This is a genomic window from Paenibacillus baekrokdamisoli (assembly GCF_003945345.1).
GTDB lineage: Bacteria > Bacillota > Bacilli > Paenibacillales > Paenibacillaceae > Paenibacillus_Z > Paenibacillus_Z baekrokdamisoli.
The window spans coordinates 4,452,683-4,475,788 of the sequence record NZ_AP019308.1; the positions used below are offsets into that span (position 1 = coordinate 4,452,683).

A 23,106-nucleotide genomic window follows, 5' to 3' on the forward strand; every position below is an offset into this window, starting at 1 on the left:
CATCCTCATCCATCTCTATTCGAACAACGCAATGACGCGGTAAATGAGCGCCGCGAGAATCATAGTAATCGGAATCGTGATGATCCACGAGATAACGATTCGGCCAGCAAGCCCCCATTTGACAGCGGAGAAACGCTTCGCACTGCCCACACCGAGAATCGATGATGTGATAACATGCGTCGTACTAACCGGCAGATGCGCCAACGTTGCCGTTAGAATAATACTCGCGGATGTAATATCAGCCGCGAACCCGTTAATCGGCTCGATTTTGAAAATCTTCGTTCCCATTGTCTTGATGATCTTCCAGCCGCCGATGGAGGTACCCAGTGCCATCGCTGTCGCAGCAGATATTTTAACCCAGAGCGGAATATGATCCGTATTATCCTGCAAGCCAGCAGCAACAAGCGCGAACGTGATGATCCCCATCGCCTTCTGCGCGTCATTCGTCCCGTGCGTGAAGGATTGGAAGGCTGCTGTCAGAACTTGTCCCGAACGGAACACTTTGTTCACCTGATGAGGGCTGGACTTAGCAAAGATCTGCTTCAAGATCCACATCACGATGAAGCCGACCGTAAACGCGATCAATGGAGAAAAAATAAGTGCCTTCAGAATATCGATAAAGCCGGCGCTATTTATTGCTTTGAAGCCCGCTGCACTTACTACAGCTCCCGTAAGAGAGCCAATCAGTGCATGTGACGATGAGGAGGGAATTCCCACCCACCAGGTGAGCAGACCCCATATAATGGAAGAAATAAGCGTCGCAATGACCACATAGACCCCAATATGACTCCCTGCTGCACCGAGCGAGGCAGGATCGGCGATTTTGCCCCCGATCGTCTTGGCAATACCGGTAAAGAGCATCGCACCAACAAAGTTCATCACCGAAGCGAGAATAATCGCAAGCCGCGGTGACAAAGCTCTAGTCGATACGGTAGTCGCAATTGCATTCGCCGTATCGTGAAAGCCATTTATAAAATCAAATCCAAGCGCAAGAAAGATAACGATGCCGACTAATACGTAGATATCCATAATTCCCTCGTCACCTGCTCCTTAGCTGTTACGCATGATGATGGTTTCGAGTGTATTCGCGACATCCTCACAGTAGTCGGTCGTTTGCTCAAGCCGCTCATAAATTTCTTTTCGTTTAATAAGCTCAATCGGATCCTTCACATTCGTGAACAAGCTCTTCACGCAAATACGCAGCAGGTCGTCTGCTTGGTTCTCCAGCTCGTTAATATGAATAGCCGGCTCACGCATAGCAAGCAGCTTCTTCTCCGAAAGCAGGTAGATCGCTTTCTTAATTTGCTGGGCACAGCGAAGAATGTTCTCAGCGAACAGGGTGATGTACTCGTCCGGCTCATGTACGCCATACATTTCGAAACGTGAAGCACACGCTTCAATACCATCGAGAACATCATCAAGCGACGTAGTCAGCGCCATAATATCTTCACGCTCAATGGGCGTAATGAATGTCTTGTTAAGCTCAGTAAGAATGGTATGTACATGGCGGTCACATTTGGTCTCGTATTCTTTCATGACCTTCGCAAACTGACTGACATCCTTGAGATTCGATACCTGCTGTTCAAAATATTGGACAGCCTCAAGAATCGTATCTGCCATTGCTTCGAGCGTTGTAAAGAAAATATCCTTTTTCTTAAACATGAGTATCCCCTTCGCCTATGATGCATAGTTAACGTTGCCGGTACGATTTCAAACACATGAAACCGACAATATCTTAACATAGTTTACCTTGTATTTGTTAAGGGATTGTAAAGGTTTTATGACTTTTTTAAAAAACGTTAACTTTTGGTCCCCTTTCGCCCCCCACTGCCCTCCTATTGTTTTCCTTTACCGCTTTTTTTAACCGTCAACATGAAAAAGAAGCCAAAGCGATTCAATCGCCTTAGCTATAGCTCACATGACCTGCAAAGGTCGGTGTCATCGGAACGATATGATAGAACGTCTTGCCTGGGACGAATGGCAGCTCCTGCCCGTCCTTCATAAGCCGGATGACGCCATCCGCGCTTCTCACCCAAGTGCACTCTACCGCTTTGCCAAGCTGAATCAGCACCGCCGGTCCACCCGACTCCAAGTCGATATCCAGCCGTCCGTAATCATCATATGTGTGATGCTTGGCTCCAATAACAACAAGGTTCGTCGCAGACAACTGGTCGCCAGTTGTTAGATCGGTATGCGGCTTCCCATTAATCGAGCGAAGATAGACATTCTTCGTCGCCTCATATTCATAAGAAACCTTGTAATTCTTAAGTAGAAAGGACAGGTTCACTGTCGCTGCAGGCGCACCGCTTGCCGTTGCTCCCGTATCAGCGAATGGAAAGGTTGGAATCGTCACCGTCTGTTTATACTTCTTCTTCAGCACCCCCGCACGAAGCTTCTCGATGGTGGAATAGAGATTATGCGGCGGCTTGCGGAATGACTCTCGGTAAAAGTAGCTTCCCGCGTTCGTAATTTCATCGAGATAATCTTTATGATGATGCTGCAGCAGATCATAACCATCATTACTAGCACCTGAGTGGACTAACACGCCGCCCAGCGCCTCACCGATCCGAATAAGATAAGGGCGATTACTTCGAATAGGTCCGATCGGGTCTGTGAAAGAATCACTTTGGAAAATCGCTACAATTCGCGTTATTCCACCTTCAGCCAGAACCTCCCATAACATATCCGCATGCGGCAGACCTGATTGGGGACGAGCCTTCGAGAAATTATTAATCATAATGGCAAAAGGCCGCTGCACAGGTTCACTCTTCACAGCTAACCCGGTAAGTGGAGCAATTAATGATGGCGGATCAATGGGTGCAGGCTCATTGGTCGTATCTCCAGGAGCAGGCTCAGTATTTGCGATCGGCTCCGCCTTGTTGCCGCCGGAATTGTCTGCTTTACCGCTGCACCCAGCCAGTACTCCCGCCATGAGCATCGTCACTACCAACAGTCCTATAGCTGCACGTATTATCTTTCGGTCTCTAACCATCATCTCTGAAAGCCCACCCTCTGCGTATTCTTATCGGCATTTCCTTATTGTTCCTATTAAACCATAAGGGCAAGTAGATTGTCTTGCTTTGAAGCGTGAATAACCGATGCTGCTGGCTAGAGAATCCGTGTCCGCTCGCGGTATTTCATCGGCTGCTCACCTGTGAATCGCTTGAACCATTTGCAAAAGTAATGAACGCTCCCAAATGCAAGCTTCTCCGCTATATCAGTTGAGCTTAAATCTGTTTGCTCGAGCAGACGTTTGGCAGCCTGCAGCTTCTTATCTAGGTGGTAGGCATGTGGCGCCAAGCCTACACGCTCCTTGAATAACCGTGATATGTAATCGCTGCTGTATGAGGTCCACTGCTTTAGCCAACTCGGATCGTAGGCTTGCTCTGCCTTCTGCATAAGCTGTTCCTTCACGCTTTCAACAAGTCGATCTAGCGGAGACACCGCATACGCTTTACTGTGGACCCAGCGGAACAGCAGTGCCACAAGCTGTGTGATTATTCCTCTGAGCAGCATAGGAGACATCTTATGTTCTCTATTATATTCCTCTACCAGACCTTCGAAGAATGGAAGAGGCCACATGCCGCATTGAATATAAAAGGGGAGTTCCTGATCCGTTAGCTCGCATGTGAGCAGCTGCTCTTCAGAGACTGCAATAATCGTGCCGCGCAAATCATAGGGCATGTCGCTCAAGTAACCACTCGGGGTAAAATGCAGCCCATACAGCACAAAAGGCTCCTTCATATCGGCCTGTATGGAGTGAGGCATACCCGGACCGTAGCAGAAGAGACTGCCGGCTTGAGCTCGATAGCGATGGCTGCCGATGCGAACCATTCCAGCTCCCCGCTGCACGAATAACCACTGATAATCACTAATGATACGCGGGCCAAAATGTTCGCCAGGCTTGCATTCCAGCCGATTGGCATAATGTACGATGGGATGAAACTCATCCTTGTCCGGTGTTCCATGCAGCATGCCTGATATCCTCCTTCTTCTGAGGAGCGGTAATGTCATTCTTCTATGGGTAGGATTCATTCCGATAAATGACAATCCTAACGGATACGTTGCAAATACGTGTTGCACTGCCCGTGCTATTCTACAGCTATCCAATAAAGGAGTTGTTTCTTATGACTGTAAATCATATGCAGGACAATGACAAGCGGCCGATTACCGGAGTATTTGAGGATTCTTCCTCTCTGCTGGAGCATCCCGATCAGCTGCGTGAGCGTGCTGAGGAGGATGGTTTGTTGTTTTTTCGGGGATTGCTGAGCCGTGATCGCGTAATGGCTTTACGTCTGGATATTATGGAGATTCTGGGCCGCTCGGGCGTGATGAATAATCAGTTCCCGCTTCAAGCTGGTCTGGCCGATGTGGAGGCTGTCAACCAGTATACAGCCGATGAATTACAATGGAACGGTGTCGGTGTTACCCGTGACATGTATCTCGCCATTCAGAAGCTGGAATCCTTTCATGCGCTCGCCCACTCGCCCGAGCTTATCTCTATGTATGAGGCGCTGTTCGGAGCTGCTCCCTTCATCCATCCTCGTCACATTGGACGAATCATGCTCCCGCATCACAGCTCGAAGATTACGCCCTCCCATCAGGATTTTCTGCATATCCAAGGCGCTTCTAACACCTGGACCTGCTGGACTCCGCTCGGTGATGTGCCGTATGAGCTTGGCGGACTTGCCATCCTTCGGGGGAGCCACAAAGCCGGGCTGCTTGGAGTAACTGAAGCGCCAGGGGCAGGCGGACTCGAGAGCATCCTATGCGGGCTCGATTATGAATGGCTATCCATCGACTACGAAGCTGGAGATATCGTGACTTTCCACAGCCATACGGTTCACAAGTCTATGCCGAACCAGCTTCCTGGACGCATTCGGGTATCCTGCGATTACCGTTACCAACCGGAACAGGAAGATATTGAAGCCGCCTCTCTCCTTCCACATGGCCCTTATACATGGGAGGAGTTATATGAAGACTGGCAGCGAGGAGATCTCCAGTATTATTGGAAGTCGCGCAAGCTTGCCTTAAGCTCCTTTGATGAGAGCATTCGCTGGCAGAAGGATAAGATCTGTTAAGTATTGAGCCAATGGATAATGAGAGCTCAATAATAGGGACCGCCAAGAGGGGGCCACACATTACGCTCCCTCGGTATGATTTAGTTTTCTCACGAATGCTCGCTTATTCGCAGGATTTTGCCCATATTACTTAGGTAAGTGAATATCAATCGTTGTTCCTTGTCCAATTAGACTATTCACTTTTATCTCTCCATCATGCGCCTGAATAATATCATGCGCAATAGCCATGCCAAGTCCGGAACCCTTATGCAGCTCTCCCGTATTTGTCCCCCGATAATACCGATCAAAGATTCTTTGGAGCTCCTCGTGTTTAATTCCTTTGCCATTATCCGCTATTCTGATATGGGTACGCTGACCTTTCTCAACGCTCACTTTTATACGGACATCATCATCATTATGGACAATGGAATTGTAGATCAAGTTACTGATCGCTCTACGAATCAAAATTTCATCGATGTCTAATTTAATGATCTCATCGCTAAACTGAAATTCAATATTTCGATTGGAATATTTGGCATCATTCAGAGTATCAATGACGACATTCCTCAAAAGAGTCACAATGTTTATATTCTTTTTATTTAAGGTTAGTTCTTTATTTTTTAATCGAGCAGACAAATTTAAATCTTCAATCACTTCTTTCAAATACAGTGACTTTCGTTCGATAATTTCCGCATATTCTCTCATTTCCTCAAGTGAAAAATGATATTCGGCATCTTTCATCATTTCCGCATAGCCTTGGATAGAGGCTAATGGTGTTTTAATATCATGTGAGATATTCCCGATCCATTCATCTTTCATCATATCTAATTTTTTTCTTTCGTTTTCGTTTGCTTTTAGCTCATAGGATAAATAATTTACATTATTAAAAACATCTTTATAAATCCCTTTAGGATCATAGTTTATATGATATTCTTTGTTAGCCAACCTTTTGATCCCATCAATTAACGAATTTAGTGGTTGCGTTAGCCTTTTACTGAATAAATATCCAATGAACAGAGCAATCAAACCATCTATGCATATGACAAGGATACTTCCTACTTTTAACAGACGCACAATATCCCGCATGTCATATGACAATACTTGTCTTTGAAAAAAACGATTCTCAAATCCCATAAAGTAACTATAATATTTGTTTTCTACTTTTTTCCCACTAATAAAGACTGTTGTGACTCCGTTTATTTCTTTATATTTGTACATTTGGATAATATCTAAGGGCGTATACTTTTCTTTTACGCCTTCAGGTACTCGATAACCGTAGATCTGTTTGCCATCTTCGTCTAATATTTGGATCCATGCTTTATTATGGACGAGCTCCTCTTTGCCCTTGTTAGTAATGGCCACCTGATGATTGGAGATCATAACTTGATCCTGAAAACGTCTGGTAATGGCTTCGGCAGAGGTTTCTTTACTAAGAAAAATGGGTCCCTCTAAAACAGATTGGGCTATAACTAATCCTACTAGGAGAAGGATGTTTATAATAACAACTAAAATGACAATCAGAACGATTGCTACCAGAAACCTCCCAGTCAACCTCCATTTCATAGGCTATTCATCCTTTACCACAAGCTTATATCCCAATCCTTTCACCGTGATCAGGTATTTTGGATTAGAAGGCTCTTCCTCTATTTTCTCACGTAATCTTCTGACGTGTACCATCACCGTGTTATCAAAACCAAAGAAATCTTCACCCCAAACCTTATCATAGAGATTTTCTTTGCTGATAATCTGATTGGGGTGTTTAAGGAAAAGGGTTATTAATCCAAGCTCCTTGGGCTTTAATTCGATCATTTCTCCGTTCTTTCTTAACTCTACTCTTTGTTCATCTAATTCAAAGGGTCCAATTTTTATGATGGGATCCGCTTTTTCTTCAACCTGCTGATAATCAGCTCTTCTAAGCTGAGCTTTAATTCTATAAGCCACTTCTTTCGGACTAAATGGCTTTGTTATATAATCGTCACCACCGATAGCGAGACCTAAGATTTTATCAATCTCTTCTGCTTTTGCGGATAGAAACAAGATAGGTACATTTGAAATGCTTCTAATCTTTTTACATACCTCATAGCCTTCCCCATCTGGAAGCATGATATCTAAAATCACAATATCCGGTTCTATCTCTTGAAATTGACTAAATCCATCCGCTGCTGTTGCAGCCGTATAAACATTCTCTATGCCTTCCTTGATAAAAACGGTTTTTAACAGCCGTAAAATATCCTCTTCATCGTCGACAATTAAAACCTTTTTATTTAGCGACATGGCATAACCTCCCTACTGCTTAGGCTTTCTTTCATAATGCGGGCGTTCCTTTTAGCTTTTCTTTGACTTTGTCGGGCAATTCATCTGCCTTCACTTCCTGATAGGAGCTTACTCCCTTACTTTTGACGTACAAGCATAGAAAGGCTTCTTTACGCAGTTCTTTGGAAGCTGTAAAGGTGAGCATTTTTCCCTGGCCCTTTTTGTCAAAGCCTTGCAAGGTATACTCATAGTACACCATCTTCTGTCCGCTATCTGATTTCTCTTCCATTTTCTTACCGTCATTAATCTGAGCATAATACGACTCTGCACCTATTCTGTTAATATTAACATTTTGAATAAAAACTAAAAATCCAATCATAATAGCAATAATTACGGATACAGCTATTGTTACTTTTTTCATGGTTCTACTCCTTGATATGATTTATTTTATTTCGTCACGATTTTGTAGTAAGCATTTACGGTTAAAAAGTAATAAAAGATATACATACATAAATATACTCCCATACAAATGACAACTGGAATGACTAAGTTCGTTTGCAGCAGCTTGGATAAAGCAGTTAAGGCCACAGCACAATGTACGATCCCAGCAAGTAACGGAAGAGCGAATATAAATAGGACCTGTTTAGCAATTGATTTTCTCACTTCTTTTTTATTCACACCGATTTTGTATAAAATCTGATACCGTCCTTTGTCTGAGTTCGCTTCTGTTAATTGTTTAAAGTAAATAATGCTGCCTGTTGCAGCCAGAAAGACGAGCCCCAGGAATCCACCCATGAAAATCATTAAGCCGGATGACTCCAACCCCGCAGTAAAGTCCATATAGAAGCTTGAGAACGCTGCTTTATTCGGCAAGACCGCTTGGAGCTCTTTTGTTAATTGCTTTGCCTTATCCTCGTGGGTAATACCATACGCTTCTAGGCTGACCGGGCTTGTTTCTTTTTCTAAACGAGCGAAAAGTTCATCACTGATCACAACAGTTGAATACACAGTATGAAGATTCAAAACACTATATTTCTTTAGATCCTTGAATGTAATGTTCTCCCCGCCGCTATTCGCTTTTAAGAGTATTGTTGCACCTACATATTTGGGTGACATGCCTTCCATGTATACTGGATCTAATGCAGCAGCTTCATTGGCATTTAAAGAAAGTACATCGTCTCTTCCCTGTAATTTTACCAATTGATTAAAATCCCGGTTTGAAATAAGCGTGTATGTCTGTTCGGTACTTGCATATGCATTGTTCAGATTTGTTGCATCAGCATCCATTTGAATAACTGTAATGGTATTATGATAGATAACCTTGTGATTCTGATTGTGCGAAATGATATCCTCTGCCTGTTTGGTTAAGCTGCTACCTGTAGCCATAAACATCATGCTGTTTGGATTAACCTTCTCAACTGTACTTCTATTGTTGTAATACAAGCTGTACGCCGTTCCAACAGCCGTTAGTGTTGTGGCACTAAGCACGGCAATGATGGTTAACGTACGAGCATTTCCTTTAATACGATATAGAAGCTGGGATGTACCGATTAAGTTAATCCCTTTCCAATAGCTGTTTTTATTTTTTCTTGAAATTTTCAATAGAGTAACGGTTAATGCACTAAATAAAACATACGTACCGAGAATAACGGTTATTAAGATGATGAGTGGCGTTAGCATAAAACCTAGGGATTTCCAAATCATTGACTCCATAAAGTTTTGCAGCGCAAGCCAGTAACCGATACCTATTAAAACAACGGATAATAAAGCAATGATAAAAGATGTCTTTGGTTCTTGTTCGCTTTCTTGATCAGCGTGAAATAATTCAATTAATTTAAAGCGATAAATTAACCGATAGCCTTGAAACGAAGTAATTAACGTAATGATGGAGAAGATGATGATCGTGTTTATGATGGCTTCAGATGAAACAGAGAAATTCACGATGGCATCATAACCCATGACCTTCATTAATAACGACACAAAGAACTTAGATAACAACGAGCCAAGAGCAATCCCTATAATGAGCGCCAGAATTCCCATAATAAAGTTCTCATAAAAAAGCATTCGGCCTATTTGCTTCTTACGCAACCCTAGTAATGAATAAAGCCCGACCTCTTTTTTACGTTTCCGAGTAAAGAAAGAGTTAGAATACCAGATAAAGATGGCCACGAAGATCATTAACACGATCGCCGCTCCGCTAAATACCGAGCTGATTTTGGGTGATGCGTCAGAAGCAGATTGAATGGTATGATCATATTTTAATGAAACGAATGTGAAGTAAATAATGATGCTAAAAATCATTGATGCAAAATATAAGAAATAGTTGGTGAAATTGTTCCTGATATTTTTTCTGGCAATACTAAAGAGTGTCATTATGCCCACCCCCTAGTGAAGCGAGGATCTCTAATATCTGTTGGAAAAATCCCTTGCGTGACTGTTTCTCTTTATGAAGCTCTGTAAAGAGTTGACCATCATTAATGAAGATAACCCGCTTACAGTAACTTGCCGCATACGCATCGTGAGTGACCATCATAATGGTCGATTTGTTGTTTTCATTTAGTGTGCTTAAGCTCTCCAGCAAGCTTGTTGCTGATTTTGAATCGAGCGCACCCGTCGGCTCGTCCGTCAGAATCAGGCTTGGATTTGCGACAATGGCGCGGGATGCCGCTGCTCGCTGTTTTTGGCCTCCAGAGATATGGTAGGGGTATTTATCTAAAATTCCCCGAATACCAAAAGTATCCGCAATCTCATTGACCCGCTGTTCGATTTTTGTTGCCGGCACCTTTGACAAGGCAAGCGGAAGCAAAATATTTTCTTTTACCGTTAAAGTATCAAGTAAATTATAGTCCTGAAAAATAAACCCCAGCTTATTCCGGCGAAAGTCCGATAATTGTTCCTCCTTCATTTTGACGATATTTTGACCAGCGATAATGATATCGCCTGACGATGGTGTATCAATTGTTGAAAAAATATTTAGCAACGTTGTCTTGCCGGCTCCGGATGGTCCCATGATACCGACAAATTCGCCTTCTTGAATCTCGAGATTGATGTCTTGTAAGGCTGTATACACATTTCCTTTCGTACCAAACTTTTTTTGCACATTTTTTGCTTGTAAGATTGTTTCCATGTTGATACCCCCATAAGTTTCCTATAGAAGTTATTGTAACTCTTGAACCTTACACCATTCTGATTTAAACCTTTCATAAACCTTAAAAAAAGCAGCAAATCCACAAGTAGGATTTGCTGCTTTTTTTGATTTAACCAATCTGTAAAATAGATTGTGTAAACTCCCAAACCTGCACAGGATGCTCAAAATGCCCTGAAGGCAGGTTAGTCATGCCCGTATGCTCGCATAGAAGACTCTCAGATCCGCATACTAAGGGATAAACTGCTGGAAGCCTGACCCGCAGGGCCGGGGCCAATCTTCCTCAGTAATTGCCTTGGAGGTGGCGGGAATGTCAGCATTGCTCCACTGGATAACCAATCATTGGTTAACCTTAGTGCTTATTATTGGGATCGCTTCAGCAATTACTTACATCAGCATCAAGCACAAATCTCTATTTTATAGAGAATAGCCAGCTCGACAAGAGCTGGCTGCCACGATAGAAGTCGATCATTCGATCGACTGTCCAATCTCTTCTATCTTCTTAAGCGGAAGACGAATGGTGACCGTCGTTCCTTCGCCCATTGCGCTATCTAGGCGGAAGGTACCGCCGTGCAGCTCGACAATTTCTTTGCATATCGCAAGTCCTAGACCGCTTCCCGATCGCTGGCTGCTGCCTTTATAGAACTTCTCCGTCACATGCGGCAAATCCTCAGGTGAGATCCCACTCCCCGTATCCATAACACTGACGCGCACCCAATCGCCTTCCTGATCCGCTGCAACGGTTATGGAACCGCCCTTAGGCGTGAATTTCAATGCATTGTCCAGCACGTTGATGAACACCTGCTTCAGTCGGTTCGCATCGGCTTCAACTGGCAAGGTGGGATGGCCATAGTTGCCAATAATTCGGATGCTCTCCTTCTGAGCGCGAGCCTCAAACTGTTTCAAGGTCTCCCGCATGGGCTTGATCAAGTCAAGCATCTCGGGATGAAGGACGATACTCTTCGCATACAGTTTCGAGAAATCGAGCAAGTCTTCAACAAGACCTGACAGGCGATCCGTCTCACGATCAATAATCGCAAGGCCCATCTGCATCTCCTCAATATCAGCAGGATCTCCAGAAGCAAGCGTCTCGCTCCAGCCCTTTATTGACGTAAGCGGTGTCCGAAGCTCATGAGAGATGGAGGATATAAAATCCTCCTTCAGCTTCTCGCGTCTCGTTAGCTCGGAAGCCATCGTGTTGAGCGTTTCTGACAACCGACCGATCTCATCGCGATCGCGAATGTCCGCCCGCTTGGTCCATTCCCCCTCCGCCATTTGTTCCGCTACCCGGGTCAAGTTGCGAATAGGCCTTGCAATCCGGTTCGCGATCCATATGCTCATCGTAAAGAAGAGCAAGACAACGACTACACCGACCAAGACTCCGATCCACAACATGTTGCGAATGATATCATCGACCTGCTGCAGCGATGCGGTGTAACGAAACATGGCGACAACACGCTGCTCCTGTTTGACCGGCAAAGTCACCGCTGCAATCCGCTCGTGTGTGAGCGGATCTAATCCACGCCAAACTCCCTTTTCTCCATCTATGCCTTTCAGAACATCGGGCGTCGCTAGCGCAGTTCCATTACCTGGAAGACCATCGCTGTCTACAACGATTTTGCCTGTATTATCAAGCAGCTCGAGCTTCGATATGCCGTTCGTCATATTTTGCAGCATGTAGCTGGCCTTATCCTTCATCGGCAGGTACGCGATGTTGCGATTATGCAGCGCCGCCTCAGTCTCTGCCCGTTGAAGCACGGAACCAACCGCACTGCTGTAATAGTAATTCCATACTAATGCCGCGAACATCGTACCGAGCATGACGATAACAAGCACGATTAATACGCCGTAGCTCCATACGATTCGAGTTCGGAGACTCGTCATTGCTGCTCGCTCCGTTTCCACCGGTAGCCAAAGCCCCAAAGCGTCTCAATATACTGAGGTTCAGAAGGCGCATCCTCGATTTTTTGGCGGATACGCCGGATGTTTACATCCACGATCTTCAAGTCTCCGATAAAATGTCGTCCCCACACCGCATCCAATATCGCATCACGGCTTAATCCCTCTCCAACACGCTCCATAAGCAGCATCACAAGAGTCCATTCCGTCGGTGTCAGCACGATTTCATTATCACGCTTCCATAGTCTGCGCTCAGCCGCAGATAAACGAAAAGGCCCGGAGCACAGCTCTCCTGGAAGCGCCTTGGCCTTGGGCTGGTTCCCTGCTGAAGCCGAAAGGCTAGAGAATTGGCCTGTCGACTCGTTCCCAGCGTTAGCTGGAGAATGGCTGCCAATATCTCCACTTGAGCTAGCGGGAAGAACGTCAGAGTCAGGGATTGATGACCTCGATTCATGACCCTGTTCCTGTGCCTGATTCTGTGTCTGGTCTCTGTTTTGTCCTGACGTTTGTCCTGACGTTTGTCCTGACGTTTGTCCTGACGGAGCATTCTGTCCAGTAACCTGCCCATTCGCAGGATTCTGTCCAATAATCTGCCCAAGCGCATCGGATTGCTGATCAGCCACTAAGGCTTCAGGCCCGCTGCTGCGCTGCTCGCTCCCAGCAGCCTCTGGCCATGACAAGCCGCCTGGCATCATCCGCCGGTTCAGCGAATGGAGGCGCGCAATAAGCTCGCCAGGGCTAAATGGCTTCTGCACATAATCGTCGGCACCAAGCTCAAGGCCACGGATTTTATCCTCTTCCTGCGACTTCGCTGTCAGCATGATGATGCCCATGCGCGGAAACCGCGCACGAAGCTGCTCGCATACTTCGAATCCGCTGATTGTCGGGAGCATCACATCAAGCAGTGCAACGTCAAAAGGCGGAGATGCCGCCTCTGCTAATGCCAGTGCGGTCTCCCCGTCTTCAGCTTCCGTAACATCCATTCCATTACGTTTCAAATTTATTCGAATGAAGCCACGAATGGCTTCCTCATCCTCTAATAGTAATATTCGCAAAAGCCATTCCCTCCTACAGCAGCATTAATTATCAGGCAGCAAGGTGAACCCATTCTTCAGCGAAGTCTCACTGAGCGGCAAGGGGTTAGGTTCATCATTCTGGTCCAGCTTATCCCATACGGCATAATAGACCATTCCACCCGCCTGATTCAATAGGATATACTTGTTCGATTCGTCCTGAAGCTGTTTCTCCTTCTCCTCCCAATCATTCAGCGGAACAACCCGAATAACAATAACCTCTACACGTTTACCCGTCTTCGCATTGTAGTAATCAATGGCAATGTCGGATTTGCCACCCTCTTTAGGATGCCGAAATGTATAATCCTTCCATCCAATCGGAATGCGCAGGGCATAGTTCTGCTCATAATCGGCATAGCGTTCTCCCACTACATGAAAGTGTCCTTCTCCGTCCCACTGCTTATACTGTTCAATCCATACTAATTCGCTATAGGGAACTCCGTCTGCTTGACCTGGGGCTTCACGCTGCACATGAATGTCGAGTATGCCGTCACCATTCCCGTCACCGCCAACCAAAGCACCCATTTCATTTTCATCAGCCGGGTTATTCATTTGCTTGGTAGGGTAGATCTTTATTAACTTTCCTTTGTCCCACAGCAGCATCGTCGTGTTCGAGGAATGGGCGCCAACGACAGCATCCGTGATGATGCCGTAGCGCTTAGGCGCGATTTTGCCGATCGATATATTATAATACCCGTTTACAGAACCATCCATAGGTGAAGTAGCATCTGCAATCACAGCCCCCCCTAAGAACCGGAAGACATGAATCGACGCCTTCATCTTCTGACTATTCAAACGAATCAGTACAAGCTCCGACTTCCCATCTCCGTCCACATCGCCTTGCGACATCGTGTCATAGGAAAGCTCCTTGAGCGGCTTCAATGGCTCTTTCCCATTATAAGTGGAATCCACATGATAAATATTGAGCAAATGCTCAGGTTCGCCGTACTGATTCCAACCAATGAGTATCTCTGGCTTGCCATCATTATCCAAATCCACAACCCGCAGAACATCAATGCCATAATTGGATGATTCCGCGAATGTGAACCAATATTTCCAGCCGCCCTTGCCATTCGTTCTAAGCACCATTACCTGCTGTGCATCATTGTTATTCGCAAAAGTAACGATAGCCTCCTGCTGGCCGTCTCCATCGATATCAGCTTTGATCACCGCTGAATTCGATTTCTCCTGAACGGGGAGCGCTAGCTTCGCCCGCGATGGCAGTGCTTCTCGCACTGCAGTTGCAAGTACCGCATTCTCCGGTGTGGACTGCGGATTAAGCAGCAAATCAGCCGGAGTAGCTGTATATTGACAACCCGTAATAGCCAGCAGAACAAGGATACTAAACCCAATTAACCCAATCCGCCGTGCCCAATTAAGTCGCTTCATCTATCTCTTCGCGCCCTCCTTTCATACATCCGTGCAGCAACCCCCGCCGCTAGACGCTTTGAACCCTAGAACGCTTAAGTAATTTTCGCTGCTATTTGGCCTTGTGGTTCTCTTCCTTGGCAGATAGTAGCTCCTCCACCGTAACGAAGGTGTAGCCCTTCTTCTTCAAATCTTGAATAATAAGCGGTACAAGCTGTACGGTATGGTGAATGGATTTACCTCCAAAAGAGTGCATGAGAATGATTCCGCCCGGATGTGTATTCTTATTCACATTCGCTCGCATCTTCGCTACTGAATCGCCTGCCCAATCCTTCGTATCGACCGTCCAGCCAATGAGCTCACGATTATTCTGACTCATAATATCTTTAACAAGCGGTGAAACGGCACCATAAGGTGCTCGTACGAGACACGGAACGAAGCCCACTGTCCGCTGGAACAGAATGTCTGTCCATTTGATTTGATTCTTAATGCTATTACTGTCCATCTTACTTAAATCCGGATGATTATACGAATGATTGCCGAGTGCATGCCCATCTTTAACGATGCGTTTCATGATGTCAGGATACTTCTTTACTTGAGAACCAACTGTGAAGAAAGTGGCTTTCACCTTATATGTTTTTAAAATATCCAAAATAGCAGGTGTATATCTATGATCCGGTCCATCATCAAATGTAAGAGCAACAAGCTTGCTGCCTGGCGCCACTGTATAATGAACTTCAGCCGAAGTTGGTTTATCCAGAACGACTGCTGGTGGTGCTGGAGGTACTGGCGGCTTCGTTTGCTGCTCTGTTTGTCCAGTGTCACCGTCAGCAGTTTGCACCTTGCCATTGGTACCCGTTCCGTCCGGATCAAGATCAGCGTTTATAATCGTACCTGGTTTATTGTCGTTATTTACCGTTTGAACAGGACCACGTGCGGCATGATCCGCCCATATATTCCACATACTATGTGTACTTAAGCCTATTACGATTGCAACCATTGCAACTATTAGGATGACTGCGGGTAGACGCCGTCGCTGTTTCCTTCTGCTTCTCTGTATCATACCTCGATCTCCTCGCCTATGCTATAAGACCATATTATCGGAATTTGAACTTCAATTTGTTACAAAGAAGTAACATCGCAGTTGGAAATGTTAGGGCTACTCGAAATATGTCGTTGTATCCGCGAATGTCATACGCATTTATAGTGTTAAAACACAAAAAAGTCCCCTATATTTAAGGAGACCAAAGGAGGCCACTATATGCACACGGTATGGGCTTAGAAGTTCTGAGTTGTTGTATGTAAGTTCTCGGCGGAGATGGCGACCTTCATCGTCGCTGAGCCAACCTCTACGATCACTTGAACTAAAGCTTCCAATTCTAATTCTACCTTGTTGACCTCACCCAAGCTGCTATCCAGAGAGAATAGAATTCGATTAAACGTCTCTCTTGTTTGCTCCGATTCTTGCTGACCTAATCCCACTTGGATCTTTACCTCTTCTATCGATTGCACAACCGCCTGCGTATGTACAATCGATTGTTCAATGAATTCACTTATTTGCTTTACCGCTTTACCGGTATCCTCCGAAAGCTTCTTCACTTCTCCCGCCACCACTGCAAAGCCTGCTCCGTGTTTGCCAGCTCTTGCAGCTTCAATGCCTGCGTTAAGCGACAAAAGCTTGGTCTGACCAGCAATTTCCTGCACAATACGGACAATCGTTTTAATTTGCTCAGACGAATGGATAAGCTGTACAACGGAAATCTCCATTTGTAAGGAACGCTCATGAATAGATGTAATCCTGCGTTCAAGCTCATTTATTTTCTCTGATCCCGTAATTGCAAGCTCGCGTGAGCTCTGAGCCATATTCGCACTATAGAGGAACGATGCATTAACTTGGCTGCTGCTGGCGATAAGCTCCTCGGTTGAAGCACTTGTCTGTTCCGTTAGTGCGGCGATTTCTTGGCTTACGAGACCAATTTTGTGCTTTACTTCTTCTCGAACCTGCTTGTTGTAGCTTTCTTTTTGCTTGGTATTTTCCTTGTCATACGCCTCGATAACCAGCTGCTGCTCGAAGTTAAGCAGCTTGGTAATCGCTTTTCCGTAGATCAAGCTCTGCTGAGGGTCTTTGGTATAACGGTGAACGATATTCAGAAAGGTATTTTGAAGATTCTGAAAGCTCCCGATATACCATTTCGGCTCTAACCCGATGCGCTGATGGACCTCAGCTATTCGCAGACGTTTCTCAATATACTCGCTGTTAATGCGGCCGCTGAATATTTCTATGATATGCTGCTTCAAAGTGCCTCTGAGTCGTTCAATCGTGCTATGTTCGGTAATAATTCCCTTAAGAACCGTCACTTCAACGATCGTAGCATAGAAAGCTTCAATGATTTCATCGATATGCTCGATAATCATGGGTTGAATGGAGTGAATGACTCGCAAATCTTCTGCGGACAGATCGATCATCTTCATTTGTGTTGTCAGCTGATGATTATCAACTTCAATTAATGCCTCCGTTTGATGAACTTGCTGAATCTTACTTGAAGGTACAGGTCTTTGATCGATTAGTTTGCCGAACCATTTTGGCATGAGGACCACACTCCCTTTAAGTAACGCAGCTCGAGCTGCTCAGACGGCATAGGACGATCAATAAAATAACCTTGTACAATATCGCAGTTCATCGCTTGCAGATATTTCAGCTGCTCCTGAGTCTCAACCCCCTCAGCAATGACCCGAAGATTCATGCCATGCGACATGTCGATAATGGCTTTCGTTATGACTGCGCTCTTCGAATCGCTTGTCAGCTCCTGGACAAAGCTCTTGTCGATCTTCAGAATATCGATAGGGAACTGTTTCATATAACCGAGTGCCGAATAGCCTTTGCCGAAATCGTCTATCGCGATTTGGAAGCCTATCGATTTGAGCTCATGCAGAATAGGCAGCACCGATTCAATGTCGTTCATGCTGCTGCTTTCCGTTATCTCGATTACGATATGCTGAGGGTCGCAGCAGGTCTGGCGGACAATATCGCCAATAGAGCTAGCTAAATCCGGTACGAGAAACTGCCGAGCTGATAAATTCACTGCAATGGCCGGAACGGCTAACGATGCGGAAAGCCAGCTGTTGAGCTGTGCGCATACTTCCTTCAATACCCATTTGCCAATATCCATAATGATGCCGGTTTCCTCGGCAATAGGGATGAATTCTCCAGGGGAAACGGAGCCGAGTCTAGGATGATTCCAACGGATCAGCGCCTCCATGCCTTCCAAATGACCCGTGCTTGCGCTGACCTGCGGCTGATAATAGAGGGTCAACTGATTTTTGGCAATTGCCCATCTTAGCTCGTTCTCCACATCAAGCTTACGTAGGAAGGTGTTGATGATGCGTTCATTGAAAAACTGGTGTCCGCCATTCTGGATTTTGGCTTGGTACATGGCCAAATCGGCGTGCTTGACCAGCGTTTCGAAATCGCCGCCATGCTTCGGAAACATGCAGATTCCAATGCTTGCGCTAATATAAAGCTCATTGTCCTCTACCCAAAAAGGCATTTTGATATGGGAAATGAGATGATTGGCGATCATCATCGCTTCTTCCTGCTCCTGCAAATCCTGCAGAACGATAATAAACTCGTCTCCACCCAACCGAGATACGATATCCCCCTTCCTCACGACAGAGCTCAGCCTTTTGGCAACCAGCTGGAGCAGCGAGTCTCCAATGTTGTGTCCCAAAGAGTCGTTGACCATCTTGAATCGATCAAGGTCAATAAAAAATACAGCCAGTTTCCGGTTCATTTTCATTGCATTCACGGTTGCTTCATTGACCAATTCGCTAAGTAAGGTTCGATTAGGCAGCCCCGTCAATTTATCGAAATGAGCCAAATATTTCAGATGCTCCTCGGATTGTTTACGCTCCGTAATATCCGTGAACATCCCGATGTAATTCGTAATATTTCCCTTTTCATCCCGCAAAGTCGTGATGGATAGCCACTCGGGGTACAGTTCACCGTTCTTTCTCTTGTTACAAATCTCACCTTCCCAGAAGCCGGTCGAGTGAATTCTTTCCCACATTTTAATGTAAAAAAACTGATTCTGCTGGCCGGAGTGAAGCAATCGCGGTGTATGCCCAACAGCTTCCTGTTCCGTGTATCCAGTCATCGTTGTGAAGGCTTGATTGACCGATAAAATTTTGAGCTGTTTGTCCGTAATCATAATTCCCTCGCTGGCATTGCTGAACACTTGCGCGTGTAGTCGAAGCTTAGAAAGCGTATGCTTACGGTGAGTAATATCAGAAAATATGCCCACGTAATTGATTAGAATCCCGTTCTCATCCTTGACGGAGCTAATAGAGAGCCACTCGGGATAGACTTCCCCGTTTTTTCGCCGGTTCCAGATCTCCCCTTGCCATTTTCCGTCCTTATGGATGGATGCCCAAATGTTGACGTAGAATTCTGAATCCTGGCAATCTGATTTCAGTATGTTCGGGTTTTGTCCGATGACTTCCGACTCGTCATAACCTGTTATGGATGTGAAGGCAGGGTTTACGCTCACGATTCTGGAGTGGTGATCCGTCACCATAATCGCTTCCTGCGAATCATGAAATATTCTGGCATAAGGCAACACAAGGTTATCCGGTGCTTGTCTATTCCAATGGGTATCTGTATGTCGTGTATGTGTCATTAAAGCCCCTCTCTGCTGCAGCACAGGTGCATCCCTTGTGTTAAACCTTTATACCTGCCATATCTAGACGTTCTCTTAGTTGTTCGTGGACGTCTTGAAACGAAACACTAGCATTATAGTCTGTGGCGATATTCTGCACCGCCAGCAATAGGCCAAGCCCCGAGCTGTCCATTTCTGTAACTGTCCCGAGATGAAAAGTAAGACTGTGAAATTTTTGTTGTATGAGCGGAAACAATTTTTGCCTGATGGAGGTTGCTTCTTTTACGCCGATAATTCCAGTTAGAATGACGTCTATTTGTTGGTTGCTATTCCTTATTTCATAGCACATAAGCAAACCTCCCTTTGAATTCCAAACCGAAATTGTTTATTATCGTGGTCTTTGTCGAACGGAGTTTAAATCGAATACCTATTCTTAACTATATATACCGTGTATGCCAAATTTTTTCTGTGACAATAATCACATTTAAAAAGGGCTCAACACTAAAATAAGTGCTTGATATATTCAAAAGCCTTGTGCGCAGAAGTCCGCTTTGCTGCCGGATCATTCTTACGATCGCTGTTGTCTCCCTATTTCTTGATTCTATCCCTTAGGGGTAGAAATACGGAGACAAAGGCGAACGCTATCGCTTCTTCAGAACGACTCGTCCGCTTCGCTTTTGTTTCGTGATGGCAAGCACTCATTATGATTTAGAACCTTAAAAAGCACCCCTAATTCACCATGCGATGAATGAGGGGTGCTTTTTGTGAGAATCCTTTTTCAACGTTTCGATAGGCTCGTTTCCCATTCCTGGAATTTCGATTATTTCTTGTTGCGATCAACTTCGCCGTAATCCTGTGGATCTTTTATCGTTTTGCTAGCTATCACTGCCCCTTGCGAGCTTAACCCCTTAAGTTCATACGGAGCAGCCGAGGACTTAGGAAGAAGAACGAACCAAATGGTATCACCTGAGGCGGATTTGACAAGCTTGGCAGCATAGATACCATGTTCTTTACCACTCACGCTAACCTCAACCTCTATATTTTCAATTGAAGGATCTCTCACGATTCCGAACATTAATGGAAAAGGGTAATTTACCCCCTTCAGCTCCTGCATGCTCATATATTCAAGCACGGATTTGGAAGCCGTGGTGTGTGACATCCCATACCCGCCTCCACATCCCCATTTCCAACCGAGCCATGTTTGACGCATGTAATCGACTTGAAGATTGGATCTGCCCGTAGAAGCAGCTCTCTGGGTGAATAATAACACTCCCCCTTGAATAGGCTCTCCGTGAATCACCTTGATTCCGGGCAGCCTCCGAAACTTCTCTAGTGCCTCCTCAGGTGTTGAACCGAGTGGGATATGAAGGGAATCATCCATACCTATCACATGCGACAACTTTCGATCTGCGAACCCCCCGGGTATATCGTTAGCAACAATTAGACCTAGAATCAATAAGATACCGGCTAGAATGGATCCACTCATTACCCAAACAAGGCGCATTCTGTTTCTTTGCTTTGGCTCCTGCACCTTGTTTTGGATCATACCGATGCAAGCTGAAGAAGGGATTCTTCGCTCATTGAAGGGGCTCTGCGTTCGTAAACGTTCATCCAGGCCAGATTGATCATTCCCCCTATGTTCAACCATGTCCATCCACCTCCTTCATCCGTTTAGCCAATTTGGCCCGGGCACGGTGCAAACGGGACTTCACTGTCCCTGTGCTAATTCCAAGCAGCTCGGATAATTCGGCATGTGATAGTCCGTAATGATTGTCAAGAATTAAGATTTCTCGATATATTCGCGGCAGCTCAAGGACAGATTTCCACAGCTCATCCATGCTAGCTCCAGCAAAATAATCTGATTCCGCAGATTGCACCTTCCGTGAATCCTTGAACAATCCGATAAGTGTAACTCTTTTGATAAAAGCTGACTTTTGGTAATTGAACGCAATATTGCGAGCAATTCTGAACAGCCAGGTTTTCCACTCGCATTGCCCTCGAAAAGAGTCAATTGAACGAAAAGCCCGAATAAAGGTTTCTTGGGCAATATCCTCCGCTAGATGCTCTTGGCGCGTCAGGAACAGGGCATATTGCCACACGTCATGCCAGTACTGATTCACAAGTGTCTCAATCTCAGGCGGATTAACCTTTAAGATGCTGCTCAGGTAATCATTCTCCATGGGTTCTCCCCCTCTATCTAACAGACAACTCAAACAGGAAAAGGTTCCCACTTTTATTTTATCACGAGGCAAGAAGAACCGGCTGACTCCGTCCTCTGGCAGCGAGGCAAGTTTCTTCCACAAAAATAAAAAGCACCCTACATGCAGGGCGCTTCTCACGAAATATTCTCATTTTCTCGGCAATACTAACCGGTTGCGGTTATTTCGATTGGACATCCTCTACCTGCATCTCAAGTAAGTTCGAAATTCCGGGATAGCTCATCAATTCCATACCCACTGTCCAGACCTTCACCTTCTGACCTACCTTCAGCTCGTAAAAGGACAGCCTTTTATATGACGTTACTTATTGACTTTCCCCGCTTCAATCAATATTCGCAATGTACCATTTGCCTTCTTTATCTTTTAACGAGGTATAGGTGTTATTGCTATACTTAACTACACCGTTCTCCAAAACCTCGTAACCAATCACGATATCCTTGCGCTTCGTCTCCTTATCGTACGGAGCTATGCGGACTATTTCGGTGAACCGATACTTGTTCTTATTATCGATGAGAAAATCTAATGCATCTCCGTTAGGCCCGACGGTTGCATGTAGAGCCGACTTATCTTTGGCTGCAATCGCTGTAGTGCTTTTCTTCACAAGCTGAAGGACTGCCTCTTCATCGTCATCTGCTCCCTTAGGAAAGTCGATCGCTACGCCAGGCTTGAACGCTTTGGGATCAGCCACATACCGCATCATCCGCAGCACATTCATGAATAGTGGAAGTGTCGTATCCTTTTCCTTCTCAAAATAATGCAATCTCACTACTAGCTCATGACCTTGCGCTGTGATGTTGAAGAAATCATAGTAGCTGCCGTACTGATCCTTCTCCGTGCCGGCATACTCCTTGTACTTAACAAGCGCAGGGTTCGAAAAGTTGGAATCGACCGTCACCTGACCTTTCTCAAACAGGGAGAAAAGGTTCCGCTGCTTATCCATTCCCCATTCGGTGCCATCCTCCAGCTTATAGGTCTCCATCGTCTCTGGAATATAAAAGCCGAAAGGCTGGTTAGGATCCTTCTGAAAAATAGCCGCCGTTTTAGTGCCCTCGAACCCATCTAATCGATCCGTACCGTCATAATAGGAAACGCCATCTGGAAAAACAGTCACTTTCGTCGTGTCTTTTCCTGTATCGGTTGTTACCTCTGGTTTCGTCTCTGGTTTTGTCTCTGGTTTCGTTTCCTGGTCTGTCTTTGCCGTTTCATTCGATTGTGGATCTTTCGTGACTTCAGTTGTCTTCCCATTGCTCGTATCATTACATGCTGTTAAGATGGATAAAGTAAAAACAGCTAGGACCATTATCTTCCTTAGTTTTCTTTTCAATCTCAATCACCTCGCTTGTTAGACGCAAGGTATATTGAAAATGTTTCCAGATAATGAACTTTAATGGGCTTTTATTTTTCAGAAAATGAGTAGAACCGCAGCTTGGGCTT

The 23,106-nt window shown here is 45.3% G+C and carries 20 protein-coding genes; 1 reads left to right on the forward strand and 19 read right to left on the reverse strand.

The genetic code is table 11. From position 1 onward, the window contains the following. Positions 1–15: 15 nt before the first annotated feature. From EKN16_RS19605 to EKN16_RS19620, 4 genes are all read right to left on the reverse strand, one after another. The gene (locus tag EKN16_RS19605; protein ID WP_125661022.1) at positions 16–1,029 is read right to left on the reverse strand and encodes an inorganic phosphate transporter; all 1,014 of its coding nucleotides are present in this window, start codon (positions 1,027–1,029) and stop codon (positions 16–18) included. A gap of 21 nt (positions 1,030–1,050) precedes the next feature. Then, a complete protein-coding gene (locus EKN16_RS19610; protein WP_125661025.1) occupies positions 1,051–1,662 on the reverse strand; it encodes a DUF47 domain-containing protein in 612 nt (203 codons plus the stop codon). 241 nt (positions 1,663–1,903) lie between these two features. Then, positions 1,904–2,995 carry a DUF3048 domain-containing protein gene (locus EKN16_RS19615; protein ID WP_311545881.1) on the reverse strand — a complete coding sequence of 364 codons (1,092 nt, stop codon included), beginning with the start codon at positions 2,993–2,995 and terminating at the stop codon, positions 1,904–1,906. A 113-nt stretch (positions 2,996–3,108) separates the two neighbouring features. After that, positions 3,109–3,975, reverse strand: coding sequence for an AraC family transcriptional regulator (locus EKN16_RS19620; RefSeq protein WP_164522895.1), 867 nt, complete (start codon positions 3,973–3,975; stop codon positions 3,109–3,111). 152 nt (positions 3,976–4,127) lie between these two features. Here EKN16_RS19620 and EKN16_RS19625 point away from each other — a divergent pair, with 152 nt between their 5' ends. After that, the gene (locus EKN16_RS19625) at positions 4,128–5,081 is read left to right on the forward strand and encodes a phytanoyl-CoA dioxygenase family protein (protein WP_164522896.1); all 954 of its coding nucleotides are present in this window, start codon (positions 4,128–4,130) and stop codon (positions 5,079–5,081) included. A 126-nt stretch (positions 5,082–5,207) separates the two neighbouring features. On the opposite strand, the gene EKN16_RS19630 is transcribed toward EKN16_RS19625, so the two are convergent. The 15 genes from EKN16_RS19630 to EKN16_RS19705 all read right to left on the reverse strand — a co-directional run bounded on the left by EKN16_RS19630 (position 5,208) and on the right by EKN16_RS19705 (position 22,996). Further along, positions 5,208–6,623, reverse strand: a complete 1,416-nt coding sequence (locus tag EKN16_RS19630) for a sensor histidine kinase (protein ID WP_125661034.1) — start codon at positions 6,621–6,623, stop codon at positions 5,208–5,210. Between the two features lie 3 nt (positions 6,624–6,626). Further along, positions 6,627–7,334, reverse strand: a complete 708-nt coding sequence (locus EKN16_RS19635; RefSeq protein ID WP_125661037.1) for a response regulator transcription factor — start codon at positions 7,332–7,334, stop codon at positions 6,627–6,629. 31 nt (positions 7,335–7,365) lie between these two features. Next, on the reverse strand, positions 7,366–7,734 hold the full coding sequence (locus EKN16_RS19640; RefSeq protein ID WP_125661040.1) for a YxeA family protein: 369 nt from the start codon (positions 7,732–7,734) through the stop codon (positions 7,366–7,368). A gap of 26 nt (positions 7,735–7,760) precedes the next feature. Continuing rightward, positions 7,761–9,686, reverse strand: a complete 1,926-nt coding sequence (locus EKN16_RS19645; RefSeq protein ID WP_125661043.1) for an FtsX-like permease family protein — start codon at positions 9,684–9,686, stop codon at positions 7,761–7,763. After that, positions 9,673–10,440, reverse strand: a complete 768-nt coding sequence (locus tag EKN16_RS19650; protein ID WP_125661045.1) for an ABC transporter ATP-binding protein — start codon at positions 10,438–10,440, stop codon at positions 9,673–9,675. Before EKN16_RS19650 ends, EKN16_RS19645 begins: the two co-directional genes overlap by 14 nt. 486 nt (positions 10,441–10,926) lie before the next feature. Further along, on the reverse strand, positions 10,927–12,342 hold the full coding sequence (locus EKN16_RS19655) for a sensor histidine kinase (protein ID WP_125661048.1): 1,416 nt from the start codon (positions 12,340–12,342) through the stop codon (positions 10,927–10,929). Continuing rightward, positions 12,339–13,412 (reverse strand): response regulator transcription factor, encoded by a 1,074-nt coding sequence (locus EKN16_RS33785; RefSeq protein WP_375782036.1) that lies wholly within the window; start codon positions 13,410–13,412, stop codon positions 12,339–12,341. The genes EKN16_RS19655 and EKN16_RS33785 overlap by 4 nt, the downstream gene beginning before the upstream one ends. A gap of 24 nt (positions 13,413–13,436) precedes the next feature. Beyond that, complete coding sequence (locus EKN16_RS19670) at positions 13,437–14,819, reverse strand: FG-GAP repeat domain-containing protein (RefSeq protein WP_125661051.1); 1,383 nt, start codon at positions 14,817–14,819, stop codon at positions 13,437–13,439. 91 nt (positions 14,820–14,910) lie between these two features. Continuing rightward, positions 14,911–15,861: a polysaccharide deacetylase family protein gene (locus EKN16_RS19675; protein ID WP_125661054.1), complete on the reverse strand. Its 951-nt coding sequence runs from the start codon at positions 15,859–15,861 to the stop codon at positions 14,911–14,913. 215 nt (positions 15,862–16,076) lie between these two features. Next, on the reverse strand, positions 16,077–17,387 hold the full coding sequence (locus EKN16_RS19680; protein WP_125661057.1) for a globin-coupled sensor protein: 1,311 nt from the start codon (positions 17,385–17,387) through the stop codon (positions 16,077–16,079). After that, positions 17,363–19,474, reverse strand: coding sequence for an EAL domain-containing protein (locus tag EKN16_RS19685; RefSeq protein ID WP_125661059.1), 2,112 nt, complete (start codon positions 19,472–19,474; stop codon positions 17,363–17,365). The genes EKN16_RS19680 and EKN16_RS19685 overlap by 25 nt, the downstream gene beginning before the upstream one ends. 40 nt (positions 19,475–19,514) lie before the next feature. Further along, the gene (locus EKN16_RS19690) at positions 19,515–19,802 is read right to left on the reverse strand and encodes an STAS domain-containing protein (RefSeq protein WP_125661062.1); all 288 of its coding nucleotides are present in this window, start codon (positions 19,800–19,802) and stop codon (positions 19,515–19,517) included. Between the two features lie 471 nt (positions 19,803–20,273). Continuing rightward, positions 20,274–21,101, reverse strand: a complete 828-nt coding sequence (locus EKN16_RS19695; RefSeq protein ID WP_125661064.1) for a hypothetical protein — start codon at positions 21,099–21,101, stop codon at positions 20,274–20,276. Continuing rightward, positions 21,094–21,633, reverse strand: coding sequence for an RNA polymerase sigma factor (locus tag EKN16_RS19700; RefSeq protein ID WP_125661067.1), 540 nt, complete (start codon positions 21,631–21,633; stop codon positions 21,094–21,096). Before EKN16_RS19700 ends, EKN16_RS19695 begins: the two co-directional genes overlap by 8 nt. A 361-nt stretch (positions 21,634–21,994) precedes the next feature. Continuing rightward, complete coding sequence (locus tag EKN16_RS19705) at positions 21,995–22,996, reverse strand: hypothetical protein (protein ID WP_183530644.1); 1,002 nt, start codon at positions 22,994–22,996, stop codon at positions 21,995–21,997. Positions 22,997–23,106 lie beyond the last annotated feature (110 nt).